Genomic DNA, 17,670 nt, shown 5'->3' with positions numbered 1-17,670 from the left:
CGCCTCTATTTAAGAGATAATCTTAAGAAATAATGAAGAGGATTTGGGAATGACGTATTGCGTTGGGCTTTGCCTTAAAGATGGTCTTGTATTTTTATCAGACAGCCGCACTAATGCAGGCGTGGATCAAATCGGCACCTTCAGAAAAATGACCTTGTTTCAGAAAGATAAGGATCGTTTCTTTGTTTTAATGAGCGCTGGTAATTTGGCAATCACTCAAGCTGTCAAAGAAATTCTTCTGCAAGGTCAATTACTCAATGGCATGAATCTCTGGACAGCAGAGAGCTCCCATGATGCCGCAGTTGTCATCGGCGATGCCATCAAGCAGGTTTACGAACGTGACCACAAGGCCCTTGAAAAAGCTGGCATTGATTTCAACTGCAATCTCATTTTCGGCGGCCAAGTAAAAGGCGAAAGACCTCGTCTATTTAACATCTACTCAGCCGGCAACTTTATCGAAGCCACTCCTGAGACCTGCTATTTCCAGATCGGCGAATCAAAGTATGGCAAACCCATTCTAGATCGCGTACTGAACTTCAATACGTCGCTCAATCTAGCAACGAAGTGCGCTTTGATCTCCATGGATTCAACCCTGAACAGTAATATTTCTGTTGGCCTGCCACTGGATTTACTGGTTTATGAAAAGAACTCCTTGAGAGCTGACAAGCTGGTGACTATGGATGAGTCGAATCCCTACTTCCAAATGATTCACCAGTTATGGGGTGAAAAGCTCCGCGCTGCGTTTAACTCTATCTCTGAGCCAAGCTGGAGTGGCGCAAATAAGTCGAGCGCAATTTCTGCGCCAGCAAGAAAGATGGGGGCAGTACCACTGCATCGTCAGCCATCTAAGCCTAAACCTAGCAACGCGAAGAAGGCTGCTCCAGCTCGTGCAGTCAAGAAGCTCGTCAAAAAAGCCAGCACAAAAGCGAAGGCAAAATAAACTGCCAAGCTCCAAACAAAAAGGCCTAGATTTCTCTAGGCCTTTTTACTTCTAGTTTAATTTTCTGAAGTTAGGCTTTTAAGTTCTTCCCCAACATCTCCCATGTAGCTACTACGCTATCTGGATTTAATGAGATTGAAGTAATACCTTTCTCAACCAACCAACGCGCAAAGTCTGGATGATCTGAAGGACCCTGACCACAAATACCAACGTATTTATTTTGCTTGCGGCAAGCATCGATAGAGCGAGCAATCATGAACTCTACCGCTGGATCGCGCTCATCAAAGTCAATTGCCAGCAACTCCATACCGGAGTCACGATCAAGACCAAGAGTAAGCTGGGTCATATCGTTAGAGCCAATTGAGAAGCCATCAAAGTACTCAAGGAATTGATCAGCCAAAATTGCATTTGATGGAATCTCGCACATCATGATCAGACGCAAGCCATTCACGCCACGTTTGAGGCCAAACTTCTCCATCATATCGATCACGCGCTTAGCTTGATTTATCGTACGCACAAATGGAACCATGATTTCTACGTTGTCCAAGCCCATGTCTTCGCGTACACGCTTCATTGCGGCGCACTCTAATGCAAAAGCTTCGCCGAAATCTTCAGATACATAGCGTGATGCGCCGCGGAAGCCCAGCATTGGGTTTTCTTCATCAGGCTCATAACGTGATCCACCAATCAACTTCTTGTATTCGTTCGACTTAAAGTCGGACAAACGCACAATGACTGGCTTTGGATAGAAGGCGGCTGCAATTGTGGCTACGCCCTCAACCAATTTATCTTCGTAGAACTGACGGGGGCTAGCATAGCCACGCGCAACACTTTCAACTGCACGTTTGAGATCTGGATCAATGTTTGGATATTCCAATACTGCACGCGGATGTACGCCGATGTAGTTATTGATAATGAACTCGAGACGGGCTAAACCTACGCCGGCATTCGGGATCTGACAGAAATCAAATGCCAACTGAGGATTACCAATATTCATGGTGATCTTCACTGGAATCTCTGGCAAGACACCGCGAGATACTTCGGTTACTTCAGTTTCAATCAAGCCATCGTAAATATGACCCTCATCGCCTTCGGCACAAGAAACAGTCACCATCATGCCGTCTTGCAAGTGCTCCGTAGCATCACCGCAACCAACAACTGCTGGCACGCCAAGTTCACGCGCAATAATCGCTTGCGTGACAAGTACGACCGCCACGGTTAGTCACAATTGCAGAGGCGCGCTTCATTACTTGTTCCCAGTTCAGGTCAGTCATGTCGGCAACCAATACATCGCCTGGCTGAACACGGTCCATTTCGCTTGGATCACGAATAATGCGTACGGGGCCTGCCCCGATCTTCTGGCCAATCGCACGGCCTTTTGTCAATACTTTTGAGCTACCTTTTAACTTGTAACGCATTTCCACTTGACCGGCTGCTTGACTCTTCACAGTCTCAGGGCGTGCCTGGAGAATATAAATGCGGCCATCTTTTCCCCACTCGATATCCATTGGACGACCGTAGTGCTTTTCAATGATCACAGCATATTTAGCCAACTCAGTAATATCCGCATCTTCCAAAGAAAAGCGATTACGTTTTTCTGGGGATACGTCTACTGTTTGCACTTTTTCAGCCGAGCCCTTAGGGGCAAATTGCATCTGAATTAACTTAGAACCCAAAGAGCGGCGAATGATTGCCTTTTTATCTTTGGCTAAGGTAGTTTTAAAAACATAAAACTCGTCAGGATTCACGGCGCCCTGCACAACAGTCTCGCCCAAGCCATAGCTTGAGGTAATGAAAACCACATCCTCAAATCCAGACTCAGTATCGAGCGTAAACATTACGCCAGCAGCGCCCAAATCAGAACGCACCATGCGCTGAATACCGGCAGATAAGGCTACTTCAGCATGGGCAAAGCCCTTATGAACACGGTAGGAGATTGCGCGATCGTTGTACAAAGAAGCAAACACTTCACGGATTTTCTTGAGAACATCATCAATACCCTCGACGTTCGAGAAAGTTTCTTGCTGGCCAGCAAATGAAGCGTCTGGCAAGTCTTCAGCAGTAGCGGATGAACGTACAGCAAAAGAGCCTTTTCCTGAGTCATCTAAAACTGCAAATGCCTTGCGAATCTCTTCATCCAGTTTTGGCTGAAATGGAGCAGTTTCAATCCAATTACGAATCTCGGCACCAGTTTGAGCAAGTGCACGCACATCATCAATATTCAAACCCTCTAAGAGCGCTGTTGAATACGCTCAGTCAAGTTATTGTGTTTTAGAAAGTCACGGAATGCCAATGCGGTAGTAGCAAAACCAGTCGGTACACGAACACCGGTTGAAGCTAACTGAGAAATCATTTCACCTAAAGAAGCATTCTTACCGCCGACTGATTCGACATCAGTCATACGGAGTTGCTCAAAAGGCAATATACATAGGCATCTGCAATGTTGCTATTTTGTTGCTGTTGGTTGGACATAAAATACTCTCAAAAGATAAGGAAACTGGTGTAGCGGGCACCTCAAATGGGCCATGCTTTAATATGATTCTATTGTAGTGCTGACCCTGACTTTTGAGCCAAATCCATGTCCAACGAAACCCGCATTGTTTTTATCGTCTCTGACGGCACCGGCATTACTGCCGAGAACTTCAGCCAGTCGATTTTGGCCCAATTTGAGGCCACTTTTAAGCACATTCGCATCCCTTTTGTGGATAGCCGCTGATAAAAGCCCATGAAGCTGTTAGCAGCATTAACCAGGCCTTTAATAAATATGAGGTGCAACCGATTGTTTTCACCACTTTGGTGAATGCCGAGCTCAATTCCATTGTTGGGAAGGCTAATGGCCTCATCCTGGATATGTTCCAAACCTTTGTGGCCCCACTAGAGGCAGCTTTGGGCATGAAATCGACTCATGCCATGAACCGTCTTCACCACAATGCGGATACCGAAGCCTATAAGAATCGAATTAAAGCAATAAATTACTCATTAGCTCACGATGACGGTCAATCCAATCAAAATTTGGCCGAAGCCGATGTCATCTTGATTGGCATCTCGCGGGTTGGAAAAACTCCGACGAGTTTGTATCTTGCAATGCAGTATGGATTGAAGGCTGCCAACTACCCACTCATTCCGGAGGACTTTGAACGCGGTCAGCTACCTAAGGACCTAGTCCCTTATCGACAAAAGATTTTTGGTTTGATGATTGATGCTGAACGCTTGTCCGAGATACGCAATGAACGTAGACCTGGCAGCAATTACGCCAAATTAGAAAACTGCCGTTACGAAATCAATGAAGCGACGGCCATGATGAAAAAGCAGTCTATTCCCTGGGTGCTAACAACTAGCAAGTCCATTGAAGAGATTGCTACCACCGTGCTGCAAGCAATCAAGTCAGACAAGACCATACTGGGCTAATTAGCCCCTCATGGATTGCTAACTACGTCTGACTCGCAGCGTCTCAAATAGACAAACTGCTGCTGCTGTAGATACATTAAGCGATTCCACGCGTGGATCAATCGGAATAGACACACCTTTTGCTTGGGCTAGGAGGTCTTCGGATACGCCTTGCCCTTCGCTACCCATCACCCACGCAACAGGATGCAATAACTCTTTTTTCAGCGAGAAGAGGTCTTGCTCAGCATCAGCTGTAGCGGCCATCAAAGGAGCGGTAACAGCACTCAATACCTGCTGATTGGACCAGCCTTCATACAAATCCAGCAGGCGATGAGCGCCCATGCCAGCTCGTAAAACTTTGGTAGACCATAGATGCGCACATCCCGATAAAGCGATTACTTTTGTAAAACCTGCTGCTGCCGCAGTACGCAATATAGATCCCACATTGCCCGCATCTTGCACTCGATCCAAAATTACGACATCCCCATCTAAAGCAGCAATGGATTGCGGCGGAGTGAGCGTGGACTTGGGCAAATCGAGCAAGCCAGCAATATGTGGCGCATTCACCAAGTCACTCAATAGATCCCATAGCGTGCTATCCAACTGAAATACCTTGGTATCGGGACAGATTTCAATATGCGAGTAAACCGCTTCAGAAATCTCTACATTTTTTAGGCCAACTTCCGAGGTGAGTAACATCTTTAAGCCGGGGTCACCCACCCAGGTTTGTACCAGGTGGATGCCTTCCAGCAACGCCTGGCCGCTTGCAAGTCTAGCTTTCCGCCCTTTCGAGCCGGTAGCCTGTAAAAGGCGAATCTCTTTAAATAAAGGATTCTCTTTAGAGGTGATGATGTCAAAGTTCATAACTAATTCGCAACTTAGCTTGCAGTGGATTCAAGTGCTTTACGTACTGGCGAAAAACTTCGCCTATGTTGATCACATACACCGTACTGCTTCAGTGCTGCGAAATGAGCTTCGGTTGGGTATCCCATATGTCGCGCAAACCCATATTCTGGATGACGCTCGTGTAGTGCCATCATTTGATGATCACGCGTCACCTTAGCGACAATCGATGCCGCAGAAATTGCAGGTTCTTTAGAATCACCTTTCACAATTGCCTCTGCAGGGATTGGCAATTCAGGACAGCGATTGCCGTCTATCAAGGCTTTCTCGGGCCAAGCGCCCAAACGAATTGATAAGTCCTCAATGGCGCGACGCATTGCCAACATAGTGGCCTGCAAGATATTGATCTGATCAATCTCCGCCGGGCTGGCTTCACCAACACCCCAAGCCTTTGCCTTTTGCATGATTTGCTCATAGAGATATTCTCGGCGAGCAGCAGTTAACTTCTTAGAATCTTTGAGGCCCTCGATGGGATTACTTGGATCAAGTACTACAGCGCCTGCAACGACCGCGCCAACTAACGGCCCACGCCCAGCCTCATCAACACCGCAGACCCAAATGAAGCTCATGAAGCAACTCGCTTACTTCGAACACTTTCAATCGTTTGAGCGACCGCTTGCGCAACCAATAAACCAGTAGGACGACGAAGTGTTTCATGCATCTGCGCAAAGCGCTCTTTTAGGCCTGCAACCTTAGTTGGGTGTTCCAACCAAGCCTGCACAGCATTAGCCAATTTTTCTGGTGTAGCGTCATCCTGAAGGAGTTCTGGCACAACAAACTCACCGCATAAAATATTTGGTAAACCTACGTAAGGCAAATAGCCTTGACGTTTCATGATTTGAGCAGTCAACCAGGGAACCTTATAAGAAATTACCATCGGCTTTTTCCATAAAGCAGCCTGCAAGGTTGCGGTACCACTAGCAATGAGGACCACATCAGATGCCTCTAGCACTTCATCAGCCATACCAGCTAGCAAATGAATCTGAATATCCGCATTTAGATTTTTTGTATTTAGTAAAAGTTGCTCAAGGGGTTCGCGCAGACGCGGCGTCGCTATCGGAACTAAAAAGTGGAGCTTTTGCCCTTTATATCGTTCTGCCAACAAGAGCATCGTTTCAAAAAAGACTGGTGCAATCAACTCAATCTCTGAGCCACGACTTCCCGGCAAAACAGCAACTACAACCCCATCAAAGGAGTCGCCTTTATGCAGCACTTTAGCAATCTTTTCTCTGGCACCCTGCGTGTCTGGCTCTAAGGGTATATCACTCGCTAATGGGTGCCCTACATAAGTTGAGGCAACACCAGCACGGTCATAAATCTCAGTCTCAAAGGGGAAGATACAGAGCATGCGCTCGACTGCTTGTGAGATCTTCTTGATCCGTCCTGCTCGCCAAGCCCAGATTGAGGGGGACACCAAATGCAGAGTGGGAATACCTGCCTTACGCAACTGCAACTCAACACCCAAATTAAAGTCAGGCGCATCAACCCCCAAATAAACATCTGGACGACCTTCATGCAGGAGATTTTGAATTAGCCCTTTGCGTAGCTTCAAAATAGCTGGAAGCTGTTTAATAGCCTCAACATAACCACGGACACTTAAGGTTTCCATCGGCCAATCTGAGCGCATTCCTTCGGCCTGCATACGAGGGCCACCGATTCCATAAACCTCGAGACCGGCCATATCCGGTATTTGATTTAATGCGCTAAGTACTGGCGCAGCTAGTAGGTCGCCAGAAGGTTCACCTGCTACACAAGCTAACTTTGGCAAAGTAATTCCGTTACCGAATGATGCCGCGGATTGAGGCGGCGATAAAGTCATGGAATTGCGCTAACTTTTCTGCAGTGGCAGCATCTGCCGAATGAGCAGTAACCATTTTCTGAATTTCTACTTTAGCCTCTTCAAAACTCAAGCCATCCTTATACAAGACCTTATAAGCCTGGCGCAAAGCAGAGATTGTTTCGCTTGAGAAACCGCGACGCTTTAAGCCCTCAACGTTAATACCATGAGGACAGGCTTTATCTCCAGCCGCAATTACAAATGGTGGGATATCCTGTACTAAAGCAGATGCGCCGCCCAACATAGCGTGTTGACCAATGCGAACAAATTGGTGAACGCCTGACATGCCACCCATAATGGCCCAATCATCAACCTGAACATGGCCAGCGATTTGCGCATTGCTCGAGAAAATCGTATGGTTACCAACCTGGCAATCATGGGCGATGTGTACATAAGCCATGATCCAATTGTCATTACCAATTCGCGTAATACCCAAATCTTGGGAAGTACCCATGTGAATAGTCGTGAACTCACGAATCGTATTGCGATCGCCAATAATTAATTGAGTTGACTCACCGCGGTATTTCATATCCTGCGGTGCCCCACCAATCGCTGCAAAGTGAGCAAAACTATTCTCCTTACCGATTGTGGTGTAACCCTCAATGATAGTATGCGAGCCTACTTTTGTACCGGCGCCAATCTTGACGTTGGGACCAATAACAGAATATGGGCCAATTTCAACATCACTAGCCAGTTCAGCCCTGCTATCTACAACAGCAGATGCATGAATCCTTGTCATTACGCGCCTTTCGTACGTACCGCACAAGTAATATTCGCTTCAGCAGCAATTTCACCATCTACAGTGGCTTGAACTGCAAACTTATAAATACCAGCACGCCCACGCTCTAACTTTGCAGTCATGATTAGCTGATCGCCAGGCAAAACAGGCTTTTTAAAACGAGCGCCATCAATTCCAGCAAAATAATAGATTGCATCCTCTGCACGCTCTTCGGAGAAGGTCAACAAAGCGGCGGTTTGAGCCAAGGCTTCAATAATCAGAACTCCAGGCATCACCGGAAAATCGGGGAAGTGCCCTTGAAAGAATGACTCATTCATAGTCACATTCTTTAATGCAGTAATGCTCTCGCGCGGGCTGATTTCCAATACGCGATCCACCAATAGAAATGGGTAGCGATGCGGTAACAACTTTAGAATCTTGTTGATATCGATTGCAATTGGTGTGCTCATATATGACCCGCTTAAAGTTAATAATAGTTTTAGATACTGCAGAGTATTAGGACTCTGTATTTTTGTTCTTATCCAGCAAACGTAAACGTTGACGTATTTTATCTAGGCCACGCAAAATAGCCGCATTTTTCTCCCAGGCACCATGGAGCATAGATGGGTAGACCCCAGTAAAGTGCTGCCCAGGCTCAGTAATGGAGCGAATGATCGATGTATTGCCCGAAACAGTCGTTCTATCGGCAATAGTGAGGTGGCCCGCAAAATTTGCTGCGCCTCCAATGATGCAGAAGTTACCAATCTTAGTACTTCCAGAAATGGCAGCGCATCCGGCGATCACACAGCAATTGCCAACAATAACGTTATGCGCAATTTGAACCTGATTATCAATCTTTGTGCCAGCCCCAATAACCGTGTCACTCATGGCTCCGCGATCAATCGTGGTGGATGCGCCGATTTCCACATCACTGCCGATCACTACTCGCCCTGTTTGTGGGATCTTGGCCCATTCACCACCAGTTGCCGAAAAGTCTGGGGCGAAGCCAAAGCCATCTGCACCAATAACCGCACCGCTATGAATAATGCAGCGCTCACCAATTTGGGTGCCGTGATAAATCGAAACGGATGGATAAATCAGTGTATCGCTTGCGACAACAGCATCTTTAGCAATAGCTGTATTGCCCAAGATCGAAACTCGTTCACCCAGCTTTACGCCTGGACCAATTTGCACGAAGGGGCCAATATGGCATGAAGCAGGTACAACTGCACTCGCGTCAATTGCAACGCTAGGATGAATCCCAGGTGTATAAAGTGGCGCGCTCGCTTTGGCAAAGTGTTGTGCCATTCTGGCAAAAGTTGCGTAGGGATTTTTGGCAACAAAGTAAACCCGCTTCGCAGAGTGAGCGCTTGGGTTTGCCTGCAAAAACGCCAAATCTGATTTGCTGACAATCAAAGCACCAGCAGAACTATCGCTAGCCTGCTGTCGATACAGCAGATTTGAGAGAAAAGAGATTTGATTGGATTGAGCTCGCTCTAGCGGAGCTAAGCCAATAAAACTGAGGGATGCCTCCCCCACCAAGCTTGCTTGAAACTGTTCGGCCAGCTCGATGGCGGTCGGCATAAAGCTTATTTCTGGCTATTTAAAGCCTTGATAACATCTTCAGTGATATCAGACTTTGGACTTACGTAAGCAGCCTCTTGAACAATCACATCAATCTTGCGTTGTTCGGCGATTTGCTTGAGAACTGAATTAGCCTTCTCAGCAATTTTTGCACGCTCTTCGAATGTACGCTGATTGAGATCCTCAGTAAATTCACGTTGCTTGCGTTGCAATTCGCGATCTTGCTCCGCTAATTCACGTTGACGACGAATGCGATCTGCTTCATTCATTACGGCAGCATCACGATCTAGCTTTTCTGCAGCAGATTTAATTTTTTGGGCGCTATCACGCAAATCATTCTGACGCTTAGTAAATTCATTTTGTAAGCGAGTCTGCATCGCTTTAGCTAAATTAGATTCGCTAAATACTTTTTCTGAGTTCACCACTGCAACTCGAGTTCCTGAATCTTGCGCAAATGTCTGAGGAATTGCAATTGCCGAAATAGCGGCAATAACACCAATTTGAATCCATTTAGAAGATTGACAAAGCTTCATAAAACTTTCCTTAAACAATTTAGAACGCTGTACCCACTTGGAACTGCAAACGCTGAATATTATCCGTAGGCTGAGCTTTGTACGGTATGCCGTAACTAAACTTCAAAGGCCCCAACGGTGATATCCATGATAAACCCAATCCATAGGAATATTTTAAGACTAGATTGATATTTCCTCCGAACGCATTACCACCGTCGACGAAGGTAAATAGGCGCAAGGTTTTATCAACACCAGAACCTGGAACAGGGAAGGTGTATTCAACGTTGCTCACAATCTTGGACTGGCCGCCGGTTGGCTGGTAAGCGCCAATAATGGTGTTGAAGTACTGAGGCCCAAGGGATCCAGGGGCATAGCCACGCACAGAACCAATACCGCCAACAAAGTAGTTCTTGGTAATAGGGAACGGCTTGGAGCCATACGCTTCACCATAACCAATCTCACCATTAAAGGACAGAATATTTCCTTTTGAGAATGAGTGATATTTTTGGTACTGCCCATACAAACGATAGAAAGTGAGATCTCCCACTGGGGTTCCAACCTCACCTGACAGTTGCTGCAAAGAGCCATCGGAAGGTATCAATGTGCTATCGCGTCCATCACGAGTCCAACCAACCGTTACAGGCACGTTATAAGTTTGTAAGCGCCCAGGCACTGTGCCGCCAAAACTGTTTACGTAGTTTTGGTAAGGGACTGGCGTATTAGTAGTCGCATAAATACTAAATACCTCGATGCCGGAACCAAAGAAAACGCGATCTACTTCGGTGTAAGGAACGCCAAACTTGATGTTTGAGCCCACAGATTTAATTTGATAGTCAGGGTCGCCAACATAGTATAGCGGCTTGGATGATCGATAGTACAAATCGGTATAGCGACTAATGCCGTCTTCCGTGAAGTATGGGTCGTAATTCGAGAGCGTCAGATTCTGAGAGATCTTATCCAGGGACGCATTCAAGCCAATTGCAGTGCCTGTACCAAACGCATTGTCTTGATTAACGCCTGCTGACAAAATCAATTTTTCAGTAGAAGAGAAACCTGCACCAAGTGTGACGGCGCCAGTTGGCTTCTCGGTAACCTTCACATTTACATCAACCTGATCAGGTGAGCCAGGAACATCTTCTGTGGTGATATCGGTTTCTGTAAAGTAACCTAAACGACCCAGACGTTTTTTGGATAAATCAATTTTTTCACTGTCAAACCAAGAGCTCTCAAACTGACGCATCTCACGACGAATCACCATATCGCGAGTCTTTGCATTACCACTAATCGCCACTTGTCGAACGTAGATACGACGGCCAGGATCAACAACTAAAGTTAAATCTACCTCGGCCAAGTCTCGACGAATATCAGGCTGAGGGTTGATAGTTGCAAACGCATAGCCATAGGAACCCAATATCTCAGCGATAGCCTTTGTGCTCTCGGTCAAGCGGGCAGAGGAAAAAGTGTCGCCAGGCTTTAGAGTGATCAACTGCATCAATTCAGCTTCTTTACCTAACGTTTCACCAGCCAAACGCACCTCTTTAACGGTGAATTTTTTTCCTTCTCGAATACTGACGGTAAGGTAAATGCCTTTTTTGTCCGGCGTAATAGAAACCTGAGTAGATTCAATCACAAACTCAAGATAGCCGCGATTGAGATAGTAAGAGCGAATAGTCTCTAAGTCAGCCGTTAATTTTTGCTTGGAATACAAATTGTCTTTGCTATACCAAGATAACCAGCCGCCTGTTTTAAGCTGCATCTCACCCTTTAGCGTGCTCTCGCTAAAGACTTCATTACCAATAAAATTGATTTCCTGAATTTTCGCTACGGGGCCTTCATCCACATTGAAATAAATCGCCACCTGATTACGCTCAATCGGCATAACCGTAGCCACCACTTCAGCAGCGAACATTCCCTTACCTACGTACTGGCGCTTCAACTCTTGCTCAGCTTTGTCAATCAAAGCCTTGTCATAGAAACGTGCTTCAGCAACGCCAACTGTTTTTAAAGATTTGCGCACAACCTCAAGGTCGAATTCCTTCATCCCTGTAAATTCAATTCTTGAAATCGTAGGTCGCTCTTCAACGATCACAATCAACACGCTTCCTTGGGCCTGAATCTGAACGTCCCTAAAGAATCCGGTGCTATATAAAGCCTTGATTGCCTCGGCACCCTTTTCCTCGGTAAAAGTGCCCCCAACCTGCACCGATAAATAACTAAATACAGTGCCTGGCTCTACCCTTTGCAATCCCTCTACGCGAATATCTTTTACAACAAAAGAATCTGCTGAATAAACGCTCGAGCTAAAAGCCACAGCAAATAGCAATACCAGCTGAGTGATGAAGCGGGCGGAAATGCGCAAAGGAGAGGTCAGAAAATTCAAGGCGAAAAATAGCGTTGTAAATCGTTAAACAAGGCCAGCAGGGACAGGGAAATCAGCAGCAAGAAGCCCACTTTTTGAAGCTGCTCTTGCATGGAAATCGGAATCCGCCTTACCGGCGACTAACTCCCATGCATCATACAGGAGCTGACCCCCATCTAACATTGGAAAAGGGGCCAAATTAAGCAGTCCAATGCTAATACTCATAAGTGCTAAAAACGCCAAAAATGGTTGCCAGCCCACTTGAGCGGTCTTGCCAGCCATCTCCGCAATACTCAGGGGGCCGCCCAACTGCTTTACTGAGGTTTTGCCCGTGAATATCCCCATCATTAGCCTGGTGGAAACCTTGGAAATAAGCCATACCCTCTCCTCTGTGAGGCGTAGAACAAGGCCTGCAATGGGCCTAACTGTAGAATCTGCCACTCGGCGAATGGGGTTGCCTTAGGCAAAACTCCCAACCCCATTAGGGGATCTTTTTCTGGGGTCATCAGGGGTAAATCGGCCACTAGAAAGGCTTTGGTAAAGCGGCCACCTGTTGGAGCCTGTATTTCCAGAGAAAATCCATCGCCAGCAGTAACCGCGTCTATGAGCAACCAGCGTAAGGCGTTCCAACTGGGAACAGGGTCAAATTCACCAGAAAAGTGCACAGGATCAGAATCGGCCTCTAATTTTTGCCACCCAATCACCCTATCCCCCTCAACCAATCCCACCTTGGCTGCAACCGAGCTTTCTGGAGGAACCTGCAATACCGCGGGCAACTGAGGGGCGCCGGACATGTAAATCATTGCAAACAAAATGACCGCCAGGAAAAAATTGGCTAATGGGCCTGCAGCAACAATTAGAGAGCGCTGCCAAAGTGGCTTCTTATCAAAGGATTGCAATTCTTCTTCCGGGGTAATTTTTTGCTGGGCATCGCGCCCATCCAAAAGTTTGACATAACCACCCAGCGGAATAGAGGCCAACACCCACTCTGTTTTATTTTTGGCATGGTAAGTAACTATCGGCTTACCAAATCCAACGGCAAATCTTAAAACACGCACTCCGCAGCAACGTGCCGCCAAAAAATGTCCGAACTCATGAAAGCTCACTAGCAATCCGAGTGTGGCAATAAAGGCGGCAAGTGTAATCAATGCTTGCAAATAAATTCCCTAGCAAGATTTCTTGCGCGAGTATCAGCGTCCAAAATAAACTCTAGCGAGTCTGCATTAGCCACCGGGATTGCACTCAAGGTCTTCTCCACCACTTCAGGGATGCGAAGATAAGGTAAGCCTTCATCCAAAAATGCCGCGACTGCCACTTCGTTAGCGGCATTTAGAACGGTAGGCGCAATACCACCCGATTTGGCAGCAGCAAACGCCAAAGACAGGCAAGGAAAACGATCTAGGTCCGGCTCAGAAAAGCTCAAAGCGGCTAACTGAGTCAAGCTCAATGGCGCTACACCAGCGTCAATACGCTCTGGCCACGCAAGGCCATAAGCGATAGGCGTTCTCATATCAGGTTGGCCTAATTGCGCAAGGACAGAACCATCGCGATAACGCACCATTGAGTGCACCACGCTTTGCGGATGAATCAAGACTTTAATTTTTTCCAACGACAAGCCAAACAACCAGAATGCCTCAATCACTTCAAGGCCTTTGTTCATCATGGTCGCTGAATCAACCGAGATCTTGCGTCCCATCACCCAATTCGGATGTGCGCATGCCTGCTCTGGAGTAATGTTTGCTAATTGCTCAAGCGGCGTATTTCTAAATGGCCCACCAGAAGCGGTTAGCCAAAGCTCTTCAGCACCCAAACTTGGGTTTGGGTTTTTAGAAAACTGATTTGGCAGACACTGAAAGATTGCATTGTGCTCACTATCAATCGGCAACAGTTCGCCGCCGCCCTGCTTCATTGCCTGCATGAATAAATCACCAGACATCACTAAGGCTTCTTTGTTAGCAAGCAATACTCTCTTGCCAGCTTTTGCGGCTGCCAGGGCTGGTACTAAGCCTGCTGCGCCGACAATGGCGGCCATAACGGTATCGCAGTTCGATTCTGTAACAGCGGCAACCAATGCATCAGGGCCATAAAGAACTTGTGTCTTGACTTGTTTTTCGAGCAATAACTTACCGAGGCTGGCAGCGCCATTGGCGTCCGAGACAACTGCGATGACAGGTTTAAATTCAGCGCACTGCTCTGCTAATTTCTCTATCTGCTTACCAGCAGTTAATGCAACAACCTTAAAGCGATCTGGATGATTGCGAATAACATCTAAGGTGTTCACTCCAATGGAACCAGTAGATCCGAGGATGACAACTTGCTTCACAGCCATTACACCAATCCTGCTAATAAGGCCGCAATAGGCATCGCTGGTATCAAAGCATCCACACGATCTAACACGCCGCCGTGGCCTGGCAATAAATTGCTGCTGTCTTTTACCCCAGCCAAACGCTTCAGCTGAGATTCAAATAAATCACCAAAGATACTGAAGGCAGTTAGCACGGTAACCATCAAGAACATGGCTACCCAACCAAAACAAATGGCCCATGCACCAAATAGCGTGGATTCAAAAGGCAAGAAATAAACACATAAGAATGCGTAAACATAACAAAGCACTAAACCACCAATTGCGCCCTCAATCGACTTACCTGGGCTAATTTGTACGGCGAGCTTGTGCTTGCCAATAGCCTTGCCAACAAAGTAGGCGCCAATATCTGCTACCCAAACTAAGGCCATGCTGCTTAGTAAAAAGATAAGTCCTAGTTCGCGCAAAAATACTAGAGCAAACCATGTGGCTGGAAGCAAAATTAATCCGAGCACCACATAAAAAGGTCGTAACTTTTGCAAGGACAGATTCATTCCTTTAGCCAAAATAAAGGGTGCAATAAAGAACCAGAAGATCACAGCCAAGAGCAACAAGGCAAGCTGCCAGTCTGCGTTTTGCATACCCAATAAGAACAGAATAGTGAGCAGACATAGCAGCGCGTACAACCATGCTGCACGCTCTGCCCCTGGATTTAATAAACGACTCCACTCCCAAGCAGCTGCCAACAAAGCGATAAGAAAAAATATGCCGACATATATTGCAGGCAATAAAAATAAGATCGGCAACAACACCGCCATAAGGACTAAGGCGGTAATAATTCGGGTTTTTAGCATTGGGGAATAGACTTAATAACGAACTACATCAAACTGCATCACTCATGACTTGCGAGGCAAGCTGAGCACTGGTGCGGCCAAAACGGCGCTCGCGCTGACTGAACCAGTCAAACGCCTTGTGTAATTCGGACTCATCGAAATCAGGCCACAAAACATCGGTAAAATACAACTCTGTATAAGCCAGCTGCCATAACAAGAAATTGCTCACGCGCTGCTCGCCACCCGTCCGAATAAACAAATCAGGCTCAGGTGCATAAGACATTGAGAGATGGGGTTGCAACAATTCTTCGGTAACTTGCTCTGGCTTTAAATTTGGATTTGCAGCTAAGCATTGACGCATTGCTTGCAAAATATCCCAGCGACCCCCGTAGTTGGCGGCAATCGTAAATGTCAAACCTTTGCAGCCCGCAGTTTTTTGCTCCGAAAACTCCACCATCTCTTGAATCGCATTATCAAAGCGACTTAAATCGCCAATCAAGCGTAAAGCAATATCGTTTTCAGCAAGGCGTGAAACCTCACCTTTTAAAGACTTCAAAAATAACTTCATCAAGAAGCCCACCTCCTCAGGTGGGCGACGCCAGTTTTCTGAGCTAAAAGCAAATACCGTTAAGTACTCGACTCCAAGCTTGCGACATTCTTGAACAATTTTTCGAACAGCCCCTAAGCCTTCTGAGTGCCCTGCGACACGAGGCATCATGCGCTTGCTTGCCCAGCGTCCATTACCGTCCATGATGATTGCCACATGGCGAGGTATAGCACTTACCTCTGGAATGGCTAAGGTTGAACTGGAGTGTTTGGTCATCAGAAGCTGATAATTCAATCGGGTATTAAACCGTCATGATCTCTTTTTCTTTTTCAGCAATGATCTTGTCGATATCTACCACTGCTTTATCAGTCATCTTCTGAATGTCGTCAGTTGCACGACGCTCATCATCTTCAGAGATTTCTTTGTCTTTAGTTAAGCGCTTAAGGTGCTCATTAGCATCACGGCGTAAATTACGGACCGCAATCTTCGTATCTTCACCTTCACTCTTAACAACTTTAGTGAGTTCGCGACGACGCTCCTCGGTCAAAGCCGGCATTGGTACACGAATCACGGTGCCTTGTGACGCAGGATTTAAACCCAAGTCAGAATCACGAATTGCCTTCTCAATTGCTGCAACCATCGTCTTTTCAAACGGTTGAACATTGATGGTGCGGGCATCAGCCAGGCCCAAGCTAGCAACCTGGCTCAATGGAGTTGGGTTGCCGTAGTAATTCACATGAATGTGCTCCAAAATTCCTGGGTTGGCACGACCAGAGCGAATCTTCGCCAAGTTGGTCTTCAAAGCCTCAAGAGACTTTTCCATCTTTTGATTAGTATTGGTTTTAATTTCTGCTGCAGACATCAGGCCCCCTATTAAACATATACCTTAAACGTGCACCAAAGTACCTTCAGGTTCACCTTGCACTACACGCATTAATGCGCCTGGCTTGAGAATTGAAAATACTTTGATTGGTAATTTGCGATCACGACACAACGCAAATGCAGTTGCATCCATGACTTGTAGATTTTTGATTAAAGCTTCATCAAACGTAATCGTTTTATATAAAGTAGCGGTTGGATCCTTCACTGGATCGGCGCTATAAATACCATCAACTTTAGTTGCTTTGAGCATTACCTCAACACCCATCTCAGCACCGCGCAGAGCGGCTGCCGTGTCGGTAGTAAAGAATGGGTTTCCAGTGCCAGCCGCGAAAATAACAACCTTACCCTCACCCATCGCACGAATTGCGCGCGGACGAATATATGGCTCAACAACTTGATCCATGCGAAGAGCGGACTGCACGCGCGCCTCAACACCTTTTTGACGCAACGCATCTTGCAGCGCCAAGGAATTCATCATCGTTGCCAACATACCCATGTAATCGGCGGTTGCACGATCCATGCCTGCGGCACCACCGGCAACACCGCGGAAAATATTTCCGCCACCAATGACGATTGCTAACTCCACTCCGCTATTCACCACATCGGCGATTTCCTTAACCATGGAATCAATAGTGACTGGATTGATGCCGAAAGCATCGTCACCCATAAGGGCTTCACCAGATAGTTTTAGGAGGACTCGTTTGTAGGCTGGCATGTTTTTTATTTTCCGTAATTTGCCAAGTAATTAACTTACTTAGCTTATTGATCTTTAAGCACTTTTTAATATCTCAGCCAAATTATAAAGGGCTTGGGAGGGATCAAAGAAAAGGGCACAGAAACTAAGGTTTCCATGCCCTTTTGGGTAT

The 17,670-nt window shown here is 46.6% G+C and carries 16 protein-coding genes and 2 pseudogenes; 2 read left to right on the top strand and 16 right to left on the bottom strand.

Annotation, left to right across the window (positions count from 1 at the left end; all coding sequences use genetic code 11):
* Positions 1 to 49: 49 nt before the first annotated feature.
* Positions 50 to 940: a proteasome-type protease gene (locus tag DXE27_RS06005; RefSeq protein ID WP_128113296.1), complete on the top strand. Its 891-nt coding sequence runs from the start codon at positions 50 to 52 to the stop codon at positions 938 to 940.
* Positions 941 to 1,010: 70 nt separating this feature from the next.
* Here DXE27_RS06005 and ppsA read toward each other — a convergent pair.
* Positions 1,011 to 3,341, bottom strand: a pseudogene (gene ppsA, locus DXE27_RS06000) (phosphoenolpyruvate synthase).
* A gap of 177 nt (positions 3,342 to 3,518) precedes the next feature.
* Here ppsA and ppsR point away from each other — a divergent pair.
* Positions 3,519 to 4,348, top strand: a pseudogene (ppsR, locus tag DXE27_RS05995) (posphoenolpyruvate synthetase regulatory kinase/phosphorylase PpsR).
* Between the two features lie 18 nt (positions 4,349 to 4,366).
* Here the strand turns inward: ppsR and DXE27_RS05990 are convergent.
* From DXE27_RS05990 to pyrH, 15 genes are read right to left on the bottom strand one after another with little or no spacing between them, the layout of a single operon-like run.
* The gene (locus tag DXE27_RS05990; RefSeq protein WP_128113295.1) at positions 4,367 to 5,191 is read right to left on the bottom strand and encodes a TrmH family RNA methyltransferase; all 825 of its coding nucleotides are present in this window, start codon (positions 5,189 to 5,191) and stop codon (positions 4,367 to 4,369) included.
* A gap of 14 nt (positions 5,192 to 5,205) precedes the next feature.
* A complete protein-coding gene (rnhB, locus tag DXE27_RS05985) occupies positions 5,206 to 5,799 on the bottom strand; it encodes a ribonuclease HII (protein WP_128113294.1) in 594 nt (197 codons plus the stop codon).
* Positions 5,796 to 7,049: a lipid-A-disaccharide synthase gene (gene lpxB / locus DXE27_RS05980; protein ID WP_172457116.1), complete on the bottom strand. Its 1,254-nt coding sequence runs from the start codon at positions 7,047 to 7,049 to the stop codon at positions 5,796 to 5,798. The genes rnhB and lpxB overlap by 4 nt, the downstream gene beginning before the upstream one ends.
* A complete protein-coding gene (gene lpxA, locus DXE27_RS05975) occupies positions 7,009 to 7,806 on the bottom strand; it encodes an acyl-ACP--UDP-N-acetylglucosamine O-acyltransferase (RefSeq protein WP_128113293.1) in 798 nt (265 codons plus the stop codon). The genes lpxB and lpxA overlap by 41 nt, the downstream gene beginning before the upstream one ends.
* Positions 7,806 to 8,255: a 3-hydroxyacyl-ACP dehydratase FabZ gene (gene fabZ, locus DXE27_RS05970; RefSeq protein WP_128113292.1), complete on the bottom strand. Its 450-nt coding sequence runs from the start codon at positions 8,253 to 8,255 to the stop codon at positions 7,806 to 7,808. Before fabZ ends, lpxA begins: the two co-directional genes overlap by 1 nt.
* A 46-nt stretch (positions 8,256 to 8,301) precedes the next feature.
* Positions 8,302 to 9,369, bottom strand: coding sequence for a UDP-3-O-(3-hydroxymyristoyl)glucosamine N-acyltransferase (lpxD, locus tag DXE27_RS05965; protein WP_128113291.1), 1,068 nt, complete (start codon positions 9,367 to 9,369; stop codon positions 8,302 to 8,304).
* Positions 9,370 to 9,374: 5 nt separating this feature from the next.
* A complete protein-coding gene (locus DXE27_RS05960; RefSeq protein WP_128113290.1) occupies positions 9,375 to 9,902 on the bottom strand; it encodes an OmpH/Skp family outer membrane protein in 528 nt (175 codons plus the stop codon).
* Positions 9,903 to 9,921: 19 nt separating this feature from the next.
* A complete protein-coding gene (gene bamA / locus DXE27_RS05955) occupies positions 9,922 to 12,240 on the bottom strand; it encodes an outer membrane protein assembly factor BamA (protein ID WP_415064467.1) in 2,319 nt (772 codons plus the stop codon).
* Positions 12,241 to 12,285: 45 nt separating this feature from the next.
* Positions 12,286 to 12,588, bottom strand: coding sequence for a M50 family metallopeptidase (locus tag DXE27_RS09690; RefSeq protein ID WP_231969687.1), 303 nt, complete (start codon positions 12,586 to 12,588; stop codon positions 12,286 to 12,288).
* A complete protein-coding gene (locus DXE27_RS05950; RefSeq protein WP_231969686.1) occupies positions 12,588 to 13,397 on the bottom strand; it encodes a site-2 protease family protein in 810 nt (269 codons plus the stop codon). Before DXE27_RS05950 ends, DXE27_RS09690 begins: the two co-directional genes overlap by 1 nt.
* Positions 13,385 to 14,569 (bottom strand): 1-deoxy-D-xylulose-5-phosphate reductoisomerase, encoded by a 1,185-nt coding sequence (gene ispC / locus DXE27_RS05945; protein ID WP_128113288.1) that lies wholly within the window; start codon positions 14,567 to 14,569, stop codon positions 13,385 to 13,387. Before ispC ends, DXE27_RS05950 begins: the two co-directional genes overlap by 13 nt.
* Positions 14,569 to 15,396 (bottom strand): phosphatidate cytidylyltransferase, encoded by an 828-nt coding sequence (locus DXE27_RS05940; protein ID WP_128113287.1) that lies wholly within the window; start codon positions 15,394 to 15,396, stop codon positions 14,569 to 14,571. Before DXE27_RS05940 ends, ispC begins: the two co-directional genes overlap by 1 nt.
* A gap of 28 nt (positions 15,397 to 15,424) precedes the next feature.
* Positions 15,425 to 16,198 carry an isoprenyl transferase gene (locus DXE27_RS05935; RefSeq protein WP_128113286.1) on the bottom strand — a complete coding sequence of 258 codons (774 nt, stop codon included), beginning with the start codon at positions 16,196 to 16,198 and terminating at the stop codon, positions 15,425 to 15,427.
* Between the two features lie 25 nt (positions 16,199 to 16,223).
* Positions 16,224 to 16,784: a ribosome recycling factor gene (gene frr / locus DXE27_RS05930; RefSeq protein ID WP_128113285.1), complete on the bottom strand. Its 561-nt coding sequence runs from the start codon at positions 16,782 to 16,784 to the stop codon at positions 16,224 to 16,226.
* Between the two features lie 24 nt (positions 16,785 to 16,808).
* On the bottom strand, positions 16,809 to 17,519 hold the full coding sequence (gene pyrH / locus DXE27_RS05925) for a UMP kinase (protein ID WP_128113284.1): 711 nt from the start codon (positions 17,517 to 17,519) through the stop codon (positions 16,809 to 16,811).
* Between the last annotated feature and the right edge of the window lie 151 nt (positions 17,520 to 17,670).

Origin of the sequence: Polynucleobacter necessarius (assembly GCF_900096755.1) — a bacterium.
Taxonomy (GTDB): Bacteria; Pseudomonadota; Gammaproteobacteria; order Burkholderiales; family Burkholderiaceae; genus Polynucleobacter; species Polynucleobacter necessarius_K.
This window is presented reverse-complemented; position numbering and strand designations above follow the sequence as displayed.